The sequence below is a fragment of the Phenylobacterium sp. genome (assembly GCF_036821595.1).
Lineage (GTDB): Bacteria > Pseudomonadota > Alphaproteobacteria > Caulobacterales > Caulobacteraceae > Phenylobacterium.
Map to the genome: position 1 here is coordinate 1 of NZ_DAISJG010000014.1, position 15,428 is coordinate 15,428.

At 71.8% G+C, this 15,428-nt stretch carries 13 protein-coding genes and 1 pseudogene; 8 read left to right on the plus strand and 6 right to left on the minus strand.

Going from position 1 to position 15,428, the window contains the following annotated elements; translation table 11 throughout:
• Nucleotides 1-1,172, plus strand: a pseudogene (locus V7Z97_RS09210) (hypothetical protein); the annotation flags it as partial.
• Between the two features lie 25 nt (nt 1,173-1,197).
• Nucleotides 1,198-2,649 (plus strand): glutamate synthase subunit beta, encoded by a 1,452-nt coding sequence (locus tag V7Z97_RS09215; RefSeq protein ID WP_334162957.1) that lies wholly within the window; start codon nt 1,198-1,200, stop codon nt 2,647-2,649.
• 149 nt (nt 2,650-2,798) lie between these two features.
• Here V7Z97_RS09215 and V7Z97_RS09220 read toward each other — a convergent pair whose 3' ends face one another.
• The 6 genes from V7Z97_RS09220 to V7Z97_RS09245 are packed head-to-tail and all read right to left on the minus strand — an operon-like array spanning nt 2,799 to nt 8,257.
• Nucleotides 2,799-4,295 carry a hypothetical protein gene (locus V7Z97_RS09220; RefSeq protein ID WP_334162958.1) on the minus strand — a complete coding sequence of 499 codons (1,497 nt, stop codon included), beginning with the start codon at nt 4,293-4,295 and terminating at the stop codon, nt 2,799-2,801.
• A 1-nt stretch (nt 4,296) separates the two neighbouring features.
• The gene (locus V7Z97_RS09225) at nt 4,297-4,821 is read right to left on the minus strand and encodes a protein-tyrosine phosphatase family protein (protein WP_334162960.1); all 525 of its coding nucleotides are present in this window, start codon (nt 4,819-4,821) and stop codon (nt 4,297-4,299) included.
• Between the two features lie 4 nt (nt 4,822-4,825).
• Complete coding sequence (locus V7Z97_RS09230) at nt 4,826-5,749, minus strand: beta-xylosidase (protein WP_334162962.1); 924 nt, start codon at nt 5,747-5,749, stop codon at nt 4,826-4,828.
• Nucleotides 5,746-6,546 (minus strand): TIGR04290 family methyltransferase, encoded by an 801-nt coding sequence (locus V7Z97_RS09235; protein WP_334162964.1) that lies wholly within the window; start codon nt 6,544-6,546, stop codon nt 5,746-5,748. Before V7Z97_RS09235 ends, V7Z97_RS09230 begins: the two co-directional genes overlap by 4 nt.
• Nucleotides 6,543-7,139, minus strand: a complete 597-nt coding sequence (locus V7Z97_RS09240; RefSeq protein ID WP_334162966.1) for a histidine phosphatase family protein — start codon at nt 7,137-7,139, stop codon at nt 6,543-6,545. Before V7Z97_RS09240 ends, V7Z97_RS09235 begins: the two co-directional genes overlap by 4 nt.
• Nucleotides 7,136-8,257: an inositol-3-phosphate synthase gene (locus V7Z97_RS09245; protein WP_334162968.1), complete on the minus strand. Its 1,122-nt coding sequence runs from the start codon at nt 8,255-8,257 to the stop codon at nt 7,136-7,138. Before V7Z97_RS09245 ends, V7Z97_RS09240 begins: the two co-directional genes overlap by 4 nt.
• 536 nt (nt 8,258-8,793) lie before the next feature.
• On the opposite strand from V7Z97_RS09245, the gene V7Z97_RS09250 reads away from it, so the two are divergent.
• The 6 genes from V7Z97_RS09250 to V7Z97_RS09275 are packed head-to-tail and all read left to right on the plus strand — an operon-like array spanning nt 8,794 to nt 15,385.
• Nucleotides 8,794-9,906 (plus strand): NAD-dependent epimerase/dehydratase family protein, encoded by a 1,113-nt coding sequence (locus V7Z97_RS09250; protein WP_334162969.1) that lies wholly within the window; start codon nt 8,794-8,796, stop codon nt 9,904-9,906.
• Nucleotides 9,903-10,973: an SDR family NAD(P)-dependent oxidoreductase gene (locus V7Z97_RS09255; RefSeq protein ID WP_334162971.1), complete on the plus strand. Its 1,071-nt coding sequence runs from the start codon at nt 9,903-9,905 to the stop codon at nt 10,971-10,973. Before V7Z97_RS09250 ends, V7Z97_RS09255 begins: the two co-directional genes overlap by 4 nt.
• Complete coding sequence (locus tag V7Z97_RS09260) at nt 10,970-12,100, plus strand: glycosyltransferase family 4 protein (RefSeq protein WP_334162972.1); 1,131 nt, start codon at nt 10,970-10,972, stop codon at nt 12,098-12,100. The genes V7Z97_RS09255 and V7Z97_RS09260 overlap by 4 nt, the downstream gene beginning before the upstream one ends.
• Entirely contained in the window at nt 12,097-13,209 is a 1,113-nt protein-coding gene (locus tag V7Z97_RS09265; RefSeq protein ID WP_334162973.1) for a CgeB family protein, read from the plus strand. The genes V7Z97_RS09260 and V7Z97_RS09265 overlap by 4 nt, the downstream gene beginning before the upstream one ends.
• Nucleotides 13,206-14,300, plus strand: coding sequence for a CgeB family protein (locus tag V7Z97_RS09270; RefSeq protein ID WP_334162974.1), 1,095 nt, complete (start codon nt 13,206-13,208; stop codon nt 14,298-14,300). Before V7Z97_RS09265 ends, V7Z97_RS09270 begins: the two co-directional genes overlap by 4 nt.
• Nucleotides 14,297-15,385, plus strand: a complete 1,089-nt coding sequence (locus tag V7Z97_RS09275) for a CgeB family protein (RefSeq protein WP_334162975.1) — start codon at nt 14,297-14,299, stop codon at nt 15,383-15,385. Before V7Z97_RS09270 ends, V7Z97_RS09275 begins: the two co-directional genes overlap by 4 nt.
• Nucleotides 15,386-15,428: the final 43 nt, after the last annotated feature.

Consider the following 15,428-nt stretch of genomic DNA (forward strand, 5'->3'; position numbering starts at 1 on the left):
CGCGCTTCACCGGCCAGCCCGAGCACGTGATCAACTACTTCTTCTTCGTGGCCGAGGAACTGCGGGAGATCATGGCCGAGATGGGCTTCCGCACGCTCAACGAGATGATCGGCCGGGTCGATCGCCTCGACATGAGCCCGGCGCTCGACCACTGGAAGGCGCACGGGATCGACCTGTCCCGCATCCTCTACGCCGCGCCTGCCGAGGGCCGGAAGGGGCTGTGGAACATGGACCGCCAGGACCATGGCCTGGGCCGCGCCCTGGACCACACCCTGATCGCCGACGCCCGGGCGGCGCTGGAGAAGGGCGAGCCGGTCCGCGGCGAATACGCGGTGCGCAACATCAACCGCACCGTCGGCGCAATGCTCTCGGGCGAGATCGCGCGCCGCTATGGCCATGCCGGCCTGCCGGAGGACACCATCTCGCTGAAGCTGAAGGGCAACGCGGGCCAGAGCTTCGGCGCCTTCCTGGCCCGGGGCGTGACCCTGGAGCTCGTGGGCGACGCCAACGACTATGTGGGCAAGGGGCTCTCGGGCGGCCGGGTGGTCGTGCGCCAGCCGCCGGAAGCCCGGCGGGAGCCGACCCGCAACATCATCGTCGGCAACACGGTCCTCTATGGGGCGATCGCCGGCGAGGCCTACTTCGAGGGCGTGGCGGGCGAGCGTTTCGCGGTCCGCAACTCCGGCGCGGTGGCGGTGGTCGAGGGCGTCGGCGACCACGGCTGCGAGTACATGACCGGCGGCGTGGTGGTGGTCCTGGGCGACACCGGCCGCAACTTCGCCGCCGGCATGAGCGGCGGGGTGGCCTATGTCTACGACCCGCGCGGCAAGTTCCGTGAGCTCTGCAACCCCGCCATGGTGGACCTGGAGGCGGTGCCACCGGCGTCCCCGGGCCCGGCCAACGCCGCGGACGAGCCGTTCCGGCCGAGCCAGCGGGCGCTGAGCGTCGAGAACAACGGCATGGGCGACATGCTGCGGTTCGATGCCGAGCGGCTGCGGATCCTGATCGAGCGGCACAAGCTGCACACGGGCTCGGCGCGGGCGGCCGAGATCCTGGACAACTGGGACCAGGCGCTGGGCTCGTTCGTGAAGGTGATGCCCACCGACTACCGCCGCGCGCTCCTGGAGCTCGCCACCGAGCGCGAGACGGCCGCCGCCGTCGCCGCCGAATAACCCTTCAGAGTTCCGGAGTCCCCCGATGGGCAAGCCCACCGGCTTCCTCGAGATCGAGCGCCACGACCGTGGCTACGACCCGCCCGAAGCGCGCCTGAAGCACTGGAAGGAGTTCGTCCATCCGCTGCCGGACGGCGAGCTGCGCCAGCAGGCCGCCCGCTGCATGGATTGCGGCATCCCGTTCTGTCACCAGGGCTGCCCGGTGAACAACCAGATCCCGGACTTCAACAACCTGATCTACCGGGACCATTGGCTGGCAGCGCTGGAGAACCTGCAGTCCACCAACAACTTCCCGGAGTTCACCGGTCGGGTCTGCCCCGCGCCGTGCGAGGCGTCCTGCACCCTGAACATCCCGGACACCCCGGTGACCATCAAGACGATCGAGTGCCAGATCGTCGACCGCGGCTGGGATGAGGGCTGGATTCGGCCCGAGCCGTCGCCCCGCGGCACCGGCAAGCGCGTGGCGGTGGTGGGCTCCGGGCCCGCGGGCCTCGCCTGCGCCCAGCAGCTCGCCCGGGCCGGCCATGCGCCGACGGTGTTCGAGAAGAGCGACCGGATCGGCGGCCTGCTCCGCTACGGCATTCCCGACTTCAAGATGGAGAAGCACCTCATCGACCGGCGCATCCGGCAGATGGAGTCGGAGGGGGTGATCTTCCGCACCAACTTCGAGGTTGGCGTGACCGTCTCGGTGCAGCGGCTGCTGGACGACTATGACGTGATGGTGTTCGCCGGCGGGGCCGAGGCCCCGCGCGACCTGGAGGTCCCCGGCCGTGAACTCGAGGGCGTGCACTACGCCATGGAATTCCTGGTGCAGCAGAACAAGCGCAACGCCGGCGACCCGGAAGCGATCGCCGCGCCGCAGGGCACGCTGTCGGCGGCGGGCAAGCATGTGGTGGTGATCGGCGGCGGCGACACCGGCTCGGACTGCATCGGCACCTCCAACCGCCAGGGCGCGGCCTCGGTGGTGCAGCTGGAGATCATGCCCCGTCCGCCGGAGCGCGAGAACAAGGCCGTCACCTGGCCCGACTGGCCGCTGAAGCTGCGCACCTCGTCCAGCCACGAGGAGGGCTGCGACCGCGACTTCGCCGTGGCCACCAAGCGGGTGGTCGGCCTGGATGGCAAGGTCACCGCCCTGGAGTGCGTGCGGCTGGAGTGGGTCCCGGGGCCGGACGGCCGGCTGAAGATGCAGGAGGTGGAGGGCTCCACCTTCGAGCTGAAGGCCGACCTCGTGCTGCTGGCCATGGGCTTCGTGGGGCCGCGCCACGCGGGGCTCGTGGAGCAGGGCGGCGTCGAGCTCGACCCCCGCGGCAACGTGAAGGCCAACGTGGTCGACTACCGCACCTCGGTCCCCAGCATCTTCACCTGCGGCGACATGCGCCGGGGACAGTCGCTGGTGGTCTGGGCGATCCGCGAGGGCCGCCAGTGCGCCCGGGCGGTGGACGAGTTCCTGATGGGGACGACCCGCCTGCCCCGCTGACCGACGCCCGTGTTCGGGTTGGTCGCAACAATGCTCGCGACCTTCCCAAGACGCGGATGTGGATGGACGATGGGAAAGAGCGCTGGCGCCCAAGCGTGCCGGCGGAAAGGCGAAAAGTCCAAAATTGGGCGCCCGGAATCCGTCGGCGGTCAGGCCGGATCGACGGGAGCCTGGGCAAGAGCCGCCAGCCGGCCGCGGTAGGGCGCGGCGCGGGCGGGTGCGCCGGCCATGGTCCAGAGGCCGGCCTGGAAGGCGGGGTAGCAGGTCTCGAAGAGGGTGAGCATGACCGGGTCTGCGCCCGCCGCCTGCGCGAGGGCGCCGGTCTGGCTCCGCGAAAGGCCGAACTCCAGGGCCGCGCCGGCGACGTCCCAGGCGATGTCCTGGCCGCCGACGAGGTCGTGGGCTTCGGAGTGGTCGAGGGCGTCCATTTTGAGGCCGCCGATCCACTTACCGCGGTGCAGCCGGCCATCGACGTGGACGGGCCGGGGACGGGCCCGCTCGAGCGGCAGGGCCTGCAGGCGCCGGACAGCGGCGCGGCCGGCCGCCTCGCCGAGCAGTCCGGCCACGTTCACCCGCGCCATCTCGATCAGGGTTGCGGGGTCGGCGCCGGGCCGGGCGGGGAAGGCCTCGCGGCGGAAGGCCAGGTAGCCGCCGAGCCTGTCGGGCGACGGCGGCTGGATGTCACCGTCGATCCATCGCTGCAGCAGCATGCCGTGACGAAGCGCGAGCGGCTCGGGGCCGAAGCCCGCGGCGTGGAGCGCCCGCGCGCGGGCCAGCTTGCCGTCCCCGATGGCGCCGAGGCCAGCGAAGCGCGCCACGAAGCCGTCCCCTAGGCGGACCTTCCAGGTGGTCCCCGGCAGGTCGCGGGCATCGGCGACCGGACCGGTGATGTCCGCGAACCAGTCGGCGACGAGGGAGGGCGTCCAGGCCACGAGGCGGGTCGCGGCGGCCCAGCGGGCGCGGAGGCGGGGCGGGGCCTCGGGGCCGACGTCGCCCGCGTGGCCCGGCAGGAAGACGATGCGGCCGGGCGCGACGCCGAGCGCCTCCAGGGCGTCGGCCGCCGCGCCGAAGGAGCTGCCGGAGAGGCCGGGGCCCTCGTCGACGACCGCGAAGGGGCCGCGGTGGGCGGTAAGCCGGGTTCGCAGGGCGGGCGACAGCCGCAGCTCCCGACTAAAGGGATGGCCGGTGGGGCGGACGCTGACCACCTCGGCGGAACCCGTGGCGGCGGCGACGACGGCGGCGAGGCTCGTGCCGATGCTGCGCAGCCCGATCACGAAGGGCGGTGAAGGCCAGGCGTGCGACCGCGCCGCCAGGGCGTAGTTCTCCGGATAGAGGCCATAGAAGGCGTAGCCCTCAGGCGTCTTCACCGAGACCTCGGCGGGAAGCTCGAACGCCGCGAGCCGCGCGGCGGCGGCTTGGGTGTCGCCCCCGGACGCCACGGCCAGGCAGAGCGCCAAGGCCGCGGCGTGGACGGGCGTGTCGTCGTCGAACCCCGTGGCTTCGAACTCGGCGTCGGCGAGACCCTGGGCCAGTTCGCCGGCCTCGATCAGGGCGCGGGTCCGGTCGCCCGCGGCCAGCACGCGCTCGATCGTCGCCAGCTTGTTGCGGGGACGCTCGCGCCGGGGCTGGTCTCCGTAGACCAGCATCTCAGGACCTGACGAAGAGGTGGCGGTAGGCGATGGCCTTGAAGGCGTCGAAGGTGGGGATGCGGGTCTCTGGCGAGCGTCGCCCCAGCCAGGCCACCCAGGCCTGGTACTGGGCCGGGGAGGGGGAGACGAGCGCCCGGGCATCCTTGGCCCGCGCCAGCGCCTCGAGGGGGCCCAGGCCGCGGTCGACCAGCACGCACAGCGCCACGAGGGCCGAGCGGCCGATGCCGTGTTCGCAGTGGACGAGCAGGCTGAGTCCGTCCGCCTTCGCCCGCGCGGCGAAGTCGACGCCGTGGTCCAGCAGGGCCTGGTCCACCGCGTGGTGGTCCGGGGTCGGCAGGTGCAGGAAGCGCAGGCCGCAGGCGGCGAGCTCCTCGGCGTCGTCGCAGGCCTCGGCGCGGACGTCGATCACCGCGCCGACGCCGTGGAGGCCGGCGAGGTCGGCGGCCCGGCCGGCCGGGAAGGCGCCGCCAACCGCGAGGTCGGCGGCCACCCAGCTCAGGTTCGGGGTCCAGGCCCCGTCCATGGGCCTACTCCGCCGCCACGGCCGGGCGGGCGGCGCTGGAGGCCGGCGCATAGCGCCGGACCATCCGGGCGCAGAACTCGGCGAACTCCTCGGCCACCTGGGGCGGACTGGTGTGGTGCGGCTCGATCCCGCGGTGCTCGGGCGTGAAGCAGAAGGTGACGGTGACGTCGAAGTCGGCGAGCGCCTCCATCTGACGGTCGAACCAGCGGTCGGCGTCGGGGCGGAAGCTGTCGGCCCAGGACAGGCCGGTGCGCAGGTGTCTCACCCCCAGCCGCCTCATCCAGGCCACCGCGTCGTCGAGGCGGTGGTCCTCGAAGTGGAACCACTGGCACAGGCCCATGTCCGCCGCGTAGGGGGCGTAGGCCTCCAGGGCTGGCTTCGGCGAGCCGTCCTCGCGCAGCAGGCCCATGTGGAAATGCCGGTAGTAGGACGAGCCCTCGGCCTCCTTGTGCCGGGTCGTCGCCTCCCAGGTCTTCGGCAGGTCGTAGAGCGAGTACCAGTGCAGGCGCGGGACCTTGCCGACCAGCAGGTCGGCGGTCTTCTTCACGCCCCAGGCCTGGACCTCCTCGGAGCCGAAGGAGGAGACGCCCGCCTCGGTGATCCAGACCGGCTTGTCGGTCACGGCCCGGATCTCGTCGACCTTGGCCGGCCATTCGTCGATGGCCCAGAGGTTCCAGTCGAGCGGGAAGCCGTGGACCGCCACCACGTCGACGTGGTCGAGCACGCCCTTGTCCTCGAGGCGCCGGACGAAGTGCGGATCGATGGGGCTCATGCCGCCCAGCACCCGGGTGAGGCCGCCGTTCTCCGCGGCGATCGCCTGGCCCGCCAGCCTGGTCATGCCGGCGAACAGGTCCCACTCGGGGTCGAGGTTGGGATCCCAGTGGCTCTTGTTGTTCGGCTCGTTCCAGATTTTGGCCGCTTCGATCATGCGTGATCCCTCCCGTTGCCCTTGCCGTTGGCCGCGCCGTTCGTCCGCGGGCGGGCCGGATAGACCGCGCCCATCGGCTTCGGCCGCTCGGTGCGGCGGCAAACGAAGACCTCCTCCTCGGGGTGCTCCAGGATCTCGAACCCGGCGCTCCTGAGCATCGCAGCCGAGCAGGCGGCGTTGGGCGCCCACCAGTTGGTCCAGTCGTTGGCGTACTCGTGCTCGATGAAGTGCATCTTCGGGTAGCCGGGCTCGTTGAAGTGGTCCTGCTCGAAGAAGTCGTAGTTGGCCCGGACCGGCAGTTCCTCTGCGCTGCCGCGCTGCATCGACTGGAAGATCAGCAGGTCCTTGCAGACGTTGTCGTGGATCAGGTCGAGGGCCAGCAGCGGGTGGCGCAGGTGGTAGAGCACCCCCATGAACAGCACGATGTCGAAGGTCTCTCCCAGCTCGGCCAGGTCGTAGACGGAGAGCTGCCGGAACTCGATGTCCTGGCCCTTCACCTCGGCGGCGAAGCGGGCCTGCTCGAGGTAGCGCTCGTCGAAATCGACGCCCAGCACCCGCTCCGCGCCGCGGCGCTTCATCTCGATGGAGTAGAAGCCGGCGTTGCAGCCGATATCGAGCACCGTCTTGCCCGTGAGATCCTCCGGGATGACATGCTGGAAGGTCCGCCACTTCACGTTCGGATAGTCGTTCAGGAAGTGGTTGGGGGCGGTCTGGACGCCCTCCAGGTCGATGTTGTGGAACCAGTCCCCGAGCGCGGCGGCGCGCTCCCGGATCTGGTCCGCCGTCAGGGTGGTCATCGGCAAGCCTCGTTCACGCTCAGCACCTTCATTCCCCAGTCGCCCGCACAGAGAACGCTCACCGACCCCGGACCGACCTCGATCGCCGCGTGACGGTCGAGCGAGAAGCCGAGCACATGGGCCAGCAGGGCCTTGATCACGTCCGCATGGCTGACGGCGCAGACCCGGCCGCCCGGGTGGCGCGTCCGCGCCGTCTCCACCCATCGGACCAGTCGGTCCTGCACCTCGGCCATGGTCTCGCCGTTCGGCGCTCGGGCGGCGCTGCGCTCGTCGTTCCAGCGGCGCCAGGCGGGATCGCCGTCCAGGTCCGCGAACCGTGCGCCCGTCCAGTCGCCGAAGTCGATCTCCAGGAGACCGTCCTCCGCCTGCGGCTCCAGCCCGAGGGCCCCGCCGATCGCCGCCGCCGTCTCCCGGGTCCGCTGCAGGGGGCTGGCGTAGAGCGCCTCGAGGCCTTCGCCCCGCAGCCGCCCGGCCACGGCGGCGGCTTCGCGCCGTCCGGCGTCGTTCAGCGCCACCCCGTCCATCCGCCCGGAGATCACCTGGCCCAGGTGGTCGGTGGATCCGTGGCGCACGAGGAAGATCGTCGTGGTCACGAGGCCAGCTGCACCGCCGCCGGCTTCTTCGGGGTCGCAGGCTCCTCGCCCTCGATGAAGCGCAGGGTCCGCTCGCGGGCCTCGTTGTCGGTGTACTGCTCGGGCGGGCTCTTCATGAAGTAGCTGGAGGGGCCGAGAAGCGGGCCGGCCAGCCGCCGGTCGAGGCCCAACTTGGCGCAGCGCACCGCGTCGATGACGATGCCGGCGGAGTTGGGGCTGTCCCACACCTCAAGCTTCAGCTCGACGTTCAGGGGCACGCCGCCGAAGGTGGTGCCCTCGACCCGGATGTGCGCCCATTTGCGGTCGGTGAGCCAGGGCACGTAGTCGCTCGGCCCGACATGGATGTCGCCCTCGTCGAGCGGCACGTCGAGCTGGCTGGTCACGGCCTGGGTCTTGGAGATTTTCTTCGACGCCAGCCGCTCGCGCTCCAGCATGTTCTTGAAGTCGGCGTTGCCGCCGAAATTCAGCTGATAGGTGCGGTCGATCCGCACGCCGCGCTCCCGGAACAGGTTGGCCAGCATCCGGTGGATGATGGTGGCGCCGACCTGGCTCTTGATGTCGTCGCCGATGATCGGCAGGCCCCGCTTCTCGAAGCGCTTGGCCCACACGGGATTGGAGGCGATGAACACCGGGATGCAGTTGACGAAGGCGCAGCCCGCCTCGAGCGCCTGCTGGGCGTAGTATTCGGTGGCGTGCTGGGAGCCGACCGGCAGGTAGGAGACCAGGACGTCGGTCCCCGAGGCCTTCAGCGCCTCGGCGACGTCCACCGGCGGCGCCTCGGCCTCCGCGATGTCGCCTTCCATGTAGCGGCCGATGCCGTCGAGCGTCGGTCCGCGCAGGACGGTGACGCCGGTCTTCGTCGGACGCTCGAAGACATAGGTGTTGTTGGGCTCCGCGAGGATCGCCTCGCCGACGTCGCGGCCCACCTTGCCGGCGTGGATGTCGAAAGCCGCGGCCACCTCGATGTCGCCGACGTGGTAGCCGCCGAGCTCGACGTGCATCAGCCCGGGCGGAGGCTCGTTGGAGTTCGCCTGCGCGTAGTGCGTCAGGCCCTGCACGAAGGACGAGGCGCAGTTGCCCACGCCGACGATGCCCACCCTCAGTTTCTTGCGGCTCATGCATCCCCCTTCCACCCGCGGCCGGCCCGCGCGAGGTAAGTACCTCTCAAACAGCCTGGCTAGGGGTTTGTTCCTTCAAGCTCTGCATTCGGAACCGCATTTACAGAAGAGGTCTGCTGGAGATTGCGCGAAATCTGAGGAACCCTCCCATCAAATGACGCGCGGGTTCCTCATGCGAGGATTTGGTTGCGTCGATAACTCTAAAACGAGAACCAATACTGGAGCAGCTGGGGGAACTTACATGAAGATGAAGGGTTAGCTTGGCGGGTGTGAGTTTGAGGGACCGCCATGAGCCAAGTGAAGAGTCTGCGGGCCTGCGTCAAAGGCCGAACTCCGGCGGGAGGCTCCCGGCACGAGACCAGCCGGGTAAATGGGAACCGATTGGGAGGGTTCGTCCGGCGCCTGAGTTTGGCGCTTCGGAACCTCTCCGAACGTCTCGCCGCCGAGTCCTCCGGCGGCCACCCTGAATTCCTGAAAGTTCCGGCGATGGCGCCCCGTGCGCAGTCCGCCGCCCGGCGGAGAGGCTGAGCCGCGCCATGTCCGAACAGATCCTGATCACCGGCGGCGCCGGCTTCATCGGCCGCCATCTGGCCCAGGCCCTGCTGGAGCGGGGCGCCCGGGTGCGCGTCCTCGACAGCCTGATCGAGCAGGTCCACCCGACCCGGCAGCGCCCGGCCGAACTGGCCGAGGACGTGGAGCTGCTGGTCGGCGACGTCCGCGACGAGGCCATGGTCCTGAAGGCCCTGAAGGGGGTGGACAAGGTGGTCCACCTGGCGGCCGAGGTCGGGGTCGGCCAGAGCATGTACGCGGTCGACCGCTACACCTCGGTCAACGACTACGGCACCGCGGTGCTGTTCCAGCAGCTGATCGACAACCCTGTCGAGCGGGTGGTCGTGGCCTCCTCGATGTCGATCTACGGCGAGGGCCTCTACCGGACCCAGGACGGCCGGCTGATGGAGGACGTGGCGCGCGGCGGCCGCAACCCGGACGGGTCCTGGGACCCGCTGGACGACGAGGGCCGGCCGCTGATCCCGGTCCCGACGCCGGAGAGCAAGAACAACGGCATCAAGTCCGTCTATGCGATCGGCAAGTTCGTGCAGGAGCGGCTGACGCTCACGCTCACCAAGCAGTACGGCATGGGCGGCTCGGCGCTGCGGCTCTGGAACGCCTACGGGCCCGGCCAGGCGCTGTCCAACCCCTACACCGGCGTGCTGGCGATCTTCGCCAGCCGGATCGCCAACGGCCAGGCGCCGATGGTGTTCGAGGACGGCCAGCAGCGGCGGGACTTCGTCCACGTCCGCGACGTGGCCCGCGCCTTCCTGCTGGCCCTCGACAAGGACGAGGCGGACGGCGAGGTCTTCAACGTGGGCTCCGGCGTCGACCGCACGGTCGAGGAGGTGGCCCTGCTGCAGGCGCAGGCCATGGGCCGTCCGGACCTGAAGCCGGAGCTGGCCGGCAAGGCCCGGGCCGGCGACATCCGTCACTGCATCCCCGACCTGACCAAGGCGCGCGCCGTCCTGGGCTACGAGGCGCAGGAGGACTTCTCCGAGGGCCTGGCGGAACTCGCCGAGTGGGTGGCGCGCCAGGAAGCCGAGGACCGGGTCGTCGAGGCCCGCAAGGAGCTCGAGATGCGCGGGCTGGTGGCGTGAGCGGGCCCGGCGCTCCGGTCCTGGTGACCGGCGGGGCAGGGTTCATCGGCTCCAACCTCGCCGACCGGCTGGCCTCCGAGGGCCACACCGTCATCGTGCAGGACGCCCTGGTGCGAGAGGGTGTCGAGCGGAACCTGGCATGGCTGAAGTCACGCCACGGCGGCCGCATCGTCCACCTGGCCGCCGACACCCGCGACCGCCGCGCGGTGGACGAGGCGGTGCGCGAGGCCCAGGCGGTCTTCCACCTCGCCGCCCAGGTGGCGGTGACCACCAGCCTGGCCGACCCGGTCGAGGACTTCGAGATCAACGTGCAGGGCGCACTGAACGTGCTGGAGGCCGCGCGCCGGCGCGGCGGCCGCACCCCGGTGATCTTCGCCAGCACCAACAAGGTCTACGGGGACCTGGCCGACGTGCCGCTGGAGCTGGCCGGCGACGCCTACCGCCCGACCGACCCGGCGCTGCGCGTGCGCGGGGTGAGCGAAGGCCGGCCGCTGGATTTCCACACCCCCTACGGCTGCTCCAAGGGCGCGGCCGACCAGTATGTGCTCGATTATTCGCGCAGCTTCGGCCTGCCGACCTGCGTGCTGCGGATGAGCTGCATCTATGGTCCGCGCCAGATGGGCACCGAGGACCAGGGCTGGGTCGCCCACTTCCTGATCCGCGCCCTGGAGGGCCAGCCGATCAGCATCTACGGCGACGGCCGCCAGGTGCGCGACATCATGAACGTGGCCGACACGGTGGAGGCCTACATGGCCGCATGGCGGCGCATCGACCGCGTCAGCGGCCGGGCGTTTAACCTGGGCGGCGGGCCGCACAACGCCGTCAGCCTGGTCCAGCTGATCGGCTACATCGAGGAGCTGCTGCACCGGAAGGTGGAGCTGTCGTTCTCCGACTGGCGGGCGGGCGACCAGCGCTACTACGTGTCGGACCCGTCGGCCGCGCGGCGCGAGCTGGCGCTGGGCGACGCGCTGGACTGGCGCACCGGCGTGGCCGCGCTGGCTGAATGGCTGGCGGCCGAACGGGCGGCGCCGCCGAGCCGGCGCGAACGCGTCGAGGCGGTCGGATGAGGGCCGGCCTCGCCCGGCCCGCCCGGCCCCGCGTGCTGATGACGACGGACGCGGTCGGGGGCGTCTGGACCTACTCCGTCGACCTGGCGCAGGGGCTCGCCCGCGCGGGCGCCGAGACCACCCTGGTGGTGCTCGGCCCGTCGCCGACGCCCGACCAGGCGGCCCAGGCGCACGCCGTGCCGGACCTGACCCTGATCGACACCTGCCTGCCGCTCGACTGGATGGCCAGCGAGCTGGCCGAGGTGCTGGAGGTGGGCGCGGCCGTGCGCGGCCTGGCCCGCGGCAGCGGGGCGGACATCGTCCACCTGAACAGCCCGGCCCTGGCGGCCGAGGGCGGCTTCGCGGCGCCGGTGATCGGCGCCTGCCACTCCTGCCTCGCCACCTGGTGGGGGGCCGTGAAGGACGGGCCGATGCAGCAGGACTTCCGCTGGCGCTCGCAGGCGCTGTGGCAGGGGATGCTGGCCTGCGACGCCCTGGTCGCGCCGACCGCCGCCTTCGCCGAAGACACCGCCCGGGCCTACGAGATCCCGCGGCCGTTCGTGGTCCACAACGGCCGCCGTCCGGCCCCGCCGGCGCTGGCCGCGCGCGAGGCCATGGTGTTCACCTCCGGCCGGTTGTGGGACGAGGGCAAGAACATCGCCGTGCTCGACAGGGCCGCGGCCCTGATCGAGGCGCCGCTCCAGGCCGCGGGTCCCCTGCAGGGGCCGAGCGGGGGGCCGGTGGTGCTGAAGAACGCCCAGGCGCTCGGCCGGCTGTCCAGCGAGGCGGTCGGGCGCTGGCTGGCGCGGGCGCCGATCTTCGCCTCCGCGGCGCTCTACGAGCCGTTCGGGCTCGGAGTGCTGGAGGCCGCGCAGGCGGGCTGCGCCCTGGTGCTCTCGGACATCCCGACCTTCCGCGAGCTGTGGGACGGGGCCGCCGTCTTCTGCGACCCCGAGAGCCCAGAGGCCTTCGCCGCGGCGTTCCGCGACCTGCTCGCGGATCCGGTGCACGCCGAGCGGCTGGGCCAGCAGGCGAGGGCGCGGGCCGGCCGCTACACCGTCGAGGCGATGACGGCGGGGGTGCTGGATCTCTACCGCCACTACCAGCCGGAGCTCTTCCCCATGCTCCCGGCGGAGGCGGCGGCGTGAGGGTCGTCTACTTCACCCACTCGCTCGCCTCCTGCTGGAACCACGGCAACGCCCACTTCCTTCGTGGCGTGCTGCGCGAGCTGGTCCGTCGCGGCGAGGACGTGCAGGTGTTCGAGCCGGCCGGCGCCTGGAGCCTCGACAACCTGCTGGCCGACCACGGCGAGGCGGGGCTCGACGCCTACCGGCGGGCCTATCCGGAACTCGGCTCCACCGCCTTCGGGCCCGACCTCGACCTGGACCGGGCGCTGGACGGCGCGGACCTGGTCATCGTCCACGAGTGGAACGACCCGGCGCTGGTGGCCCGCATCGGCCGGGCGCGGGCGGCGGGCGGGCGGTTCACCCTGCTGTTCCACGACACCCACCACCGGGCGGTCAGCGAGCCCGACGCGATCCGCGCCTTCGACCTCTCCGGCTACGACGGGGTGCTGGCGTTCGGCGAGACCCTCGCCGAGGTCTACCGCCGCTGGGGCTGGGGCGAGCGGGTGTTCGTCTGGCACGAGGCGGCGGACACGGCGCTGTTCCGCCCGCCGGCGGAGGAGGGCGACCGCGAGGGCCTGGTCTGGATCGGCAACTGGGGCGACGGGGAACGCACCGCGGAGCTGGAGGAGTTCCTGATGGCGCCGGCCAGGCGGGCCGGGCTGCCGCTGGAGATCTACGGCGTCCGGTATCCTGGGGAAGCCCGGGCGATGCTGGCCCGCCATGGCGCCCGCTATCGCGGCTGGCTGCCCAACGCCCGCGCGCCGGAGGTGTTCGCCGGCCGGCTGGCCACGGTCCATGTGCCGCGGCGGTTCTATGTGGAGGCTCTGCCGGGCATCCCGACGATCCGGGTGTTCGAGGCCCTGGCCTGCGGCATCCCGCTGGTTTCGGCGCCGTGGTGCGACAGCGAGGGCCTGTTCCGGCCGGGGCAGGACTTCCTGTTCGCCCGCGACGGGCAGGAGATGGAGCGCCGCCTGCGCGCGCTGGCCGCCGATGCGGACCTGCGGGCCTCGCTCGCCGCCTCGGGCCTGGAGACCATCCGCGCCCGCCACACCTGCGCGCACCGCGTGGACGAGCTGATGGCTGTCGCAGCCAGGCTCGCGCACGAGAAAGCCCTGGAGACCGTCGGATGAAGATCGCCTTCTACGGCTCGAGCCTGCTCTCCGCCTACTGGAACGGCGCGGCCACCTACTACCGCGGCCTGCTTTCGGAGCTGGCGCGGCGCGGCTACGACATCACCTTCTACGAGCCCGACGCCTTCGATCGGCAGCAGCACCGGGACATCGAGCCGCCGGACTACGCGAAGGTCGTCGTCTATCCGGCCACCGAGACCGCGCTGCAGACGGTCATGGCTTCGGCGGCCGAGGCGGACGTGGTGGTGAAGGCCAGCGGCGTCGGCGTGTTCGACGACGAGTTGCTGGAGGGCGTGATGAGCCTCGCCCGGCCGCACGCCGTGAAGATCTTCTGGGACGTCGATGCGCCGGCCACGCTCGCCCACCTGCGGGCCCATCCCGGGGACGTGATGCACCGCGTCCTGCCGCAGCTCGACCTGGTGCTGACCTACGGTGGCGGGCCAGCGGTGGTGAACGCCTACCAGGCGGCCGGCGCCAGGCTGTGCCGGCCGATCTACAACGCCCTCGACGCCTCCACCCACCACCCAGTCGCGCCCCAGGCGCGGTTCGAGGGGGACCTCAACTTCCTGGCCAACCGCCTGCCGGACCGCGAGGCGCGGGTGGAGCGGTTCTTCATCGAGCCCGCCGTCCGCCTGCCGGAGCGCCGGTTCCTGATCGGCGGGAACGGCTGGGACGACAAGGCCATGCCGGCCAACGTGCGGCGCGTGGGCCACGTGGGCACAGCCGACCACAACGCCTTCAACTGCTCGCCGCTGGCGGTGCTGAACGTCGCCCGGGACTCCATGGCGGACGTGGGCTTCTCCCCGGCGACACGGGTGTTCGAGGCGGCGGGCGCCGGGGCCTGCCTGATCACCGACGCCTGGGAGGGGATCGAGCTGTTCCTCACCCCCGACGAGGAGGTGCTGGTCGCCCGCGACGGCCAGGACGTGGCCGAGCACGTGGCGGCGCTGACGCCGGAGCGGGCGCGGGCGATCGGCGAGGCCGCCCGCCAGCGGATCCTGGCCGAGCACACCTACGCCCGCCGCGCGGCGGAAGCCGACGCCCTGATCCGCCGCGAGGCCGCCGCCAAGCGGGAAAGGAGCCTCGCGTGAAGCTCGTCGTCCTGGGCCTTTCGCTGTCGTCTTCATGGGGCAACGGCCACGCCACCACCTACCGCGCCCTGCTGCGGGCGTTCGCGGCCCGCGGCCACGAGGTGCTGTTCCTGGAGCGCGACGTCCCCTGGTACGCCGCCCACCGCGATCTCGCGCGGCCGGACTTCTGCGACTTGCGGCTCTACGGCGACCTGGGAGCCCTCCACCTCGCCTGGCGCGAGGCGGTGGAGAATGCCGACGCGGTGATCGTCGGCTCGTACGTGCCGGACGGCGTGGCGGTCGGGCGTTGGGTGCAGAAGACCGCGCGCGGGGCCACGGCCTTCTACGACATCGACACGCCGGTGACGCTGGCCAAGCTGGCGGCGGGCGACCACGAGTACCTGACCCCGGAGCTGATCCCCGGCTACGGGGCCTATCTCTCCTTCACCGGCGGCCCGACGCTGGAGCGGCTGATGCGGCGCTACGGCTCGCCGGCGGCGCGCGCCCTCTACTGCTCGGTGGACGCCGAAGCCTACCGGCCGCTGGCCGAGCCAAGGCGGTGGGACCTGTCCTACCTCGGCACCTACAGCCCCGACCGCCAGCCGACCCTGGAGCGGCTGCTGCTGCAGCCCGCCCGCCGGGCGCCGGAGCTGAAATTCTGCGTCGCCGGACCGCAGTACCCCGACGACATCGACTGGCCTGAGAACGTCGAGCGGATGGACCATGTGGGGCCGGCGGACCACCCCGGCTTCTACGCCGCCAGCCGCTACACCCTGAACGTCACCCGCGCCGACATGATCGCGGCCGGCCATTCGCCCAGCGTGCGGCTGTTCGAGGCCGCGGCCTGCGCCACGCCGATCATCTCCGACATCTGGGACGGCCTGGACACCCTGTTCGCGCCGGGCCGGGAGATCGTGCTGGCGCGCGGCGCGGAGGAGGTCCTTCGGACGCTGCGCGAGACGCCGGAGCCGGCGCGGCAGGCGATGGCGGAAGGCGCCCGCGCGCGGATCCTCGCCGCCCACACCGCGGCGCACCGGGCCGCCGAGCTGGAGGCGCACCTGGCCGAGGCCATGGCGGCGGCGAAGGACGACCTGGTGACGGCGTGAGGCAAAAACGGCCGGGGCAGGCCGCAGGGGAGCGTTGAGTTTG

What these genes read in the sequence shown, in the direction of transcription:
- V7Z97_RS09230 (WP_334162962.1), bottom strand. Translation starts at nt 5,749, where the DNA reads ATGATCGAAGCGGCCAAAATCTGGAACGAGCCGAACAACAAGAGCCAC.
- V7Z97_RS09245 (WP_334162968.1), bottom strand. Translation starts at nt 8,257, where the DNA reads ATGAGCCGCAAGAAACTGAGGGTGGGCATCGTCGGCGTGGGCAACTGC.
- V7Z97_RS09215 (WP_334162957.1), top strand. Translation starts at nt 1,198, where the DNA reads ATGGGCAAGCCCACCGGCTTCCTCGAGATCGAGCGCCACGACCGTGGC.
- V7Z97_RS09220 (WP_334162958.1), bottom strand. Translation starts at nt 4,295, where the DNA reads ATGCTGGTCTACGGAGACCAGCCCCGGCGCGAGCGTCCCCGCAACAAG.
- V7Z97_RS09235 (WP_334162964.1), bottom strand. Translation starts at nt 6,546, where the DNA reads ATGACCACCCTGACGGCGGACCAGATCCGGGAGCGCGCCGCCGCGCTC.
- V7Z97_RS09225 (WP_334162960.1), bottom strand. Translation starts at nt 4,821, where the DNA reads ATGGACGGGGCCTGGACCCCGAACCTGAGCTGGGTGGCCGCCGACCTC.
- V7Z97_RS09260 (WP_334162972.1), top strand. Translation starts at nt 10,970, where the DNA reads ATGAGGGCCGGCCTCGCCCGGCCCGCCCGGCCCCGCGTGCTGATGACG.
- V7Z97_RS09250 (WP_334162969.1), top strand. Translation starts at nt 8,794, where the DNA reads ATGTCCGAACAGATCCTGATCACCGGCGGCGCCGGCTTCATCGGCCGC.
- V7Z97_RS09270 (WP_334162974.1), top strand. Translation starts at nt 13,206, where the DNA reads ATGAAGATCGCCTTCTACGGCTCGAGCCTGCTCTCCGCCTACTGGAAC.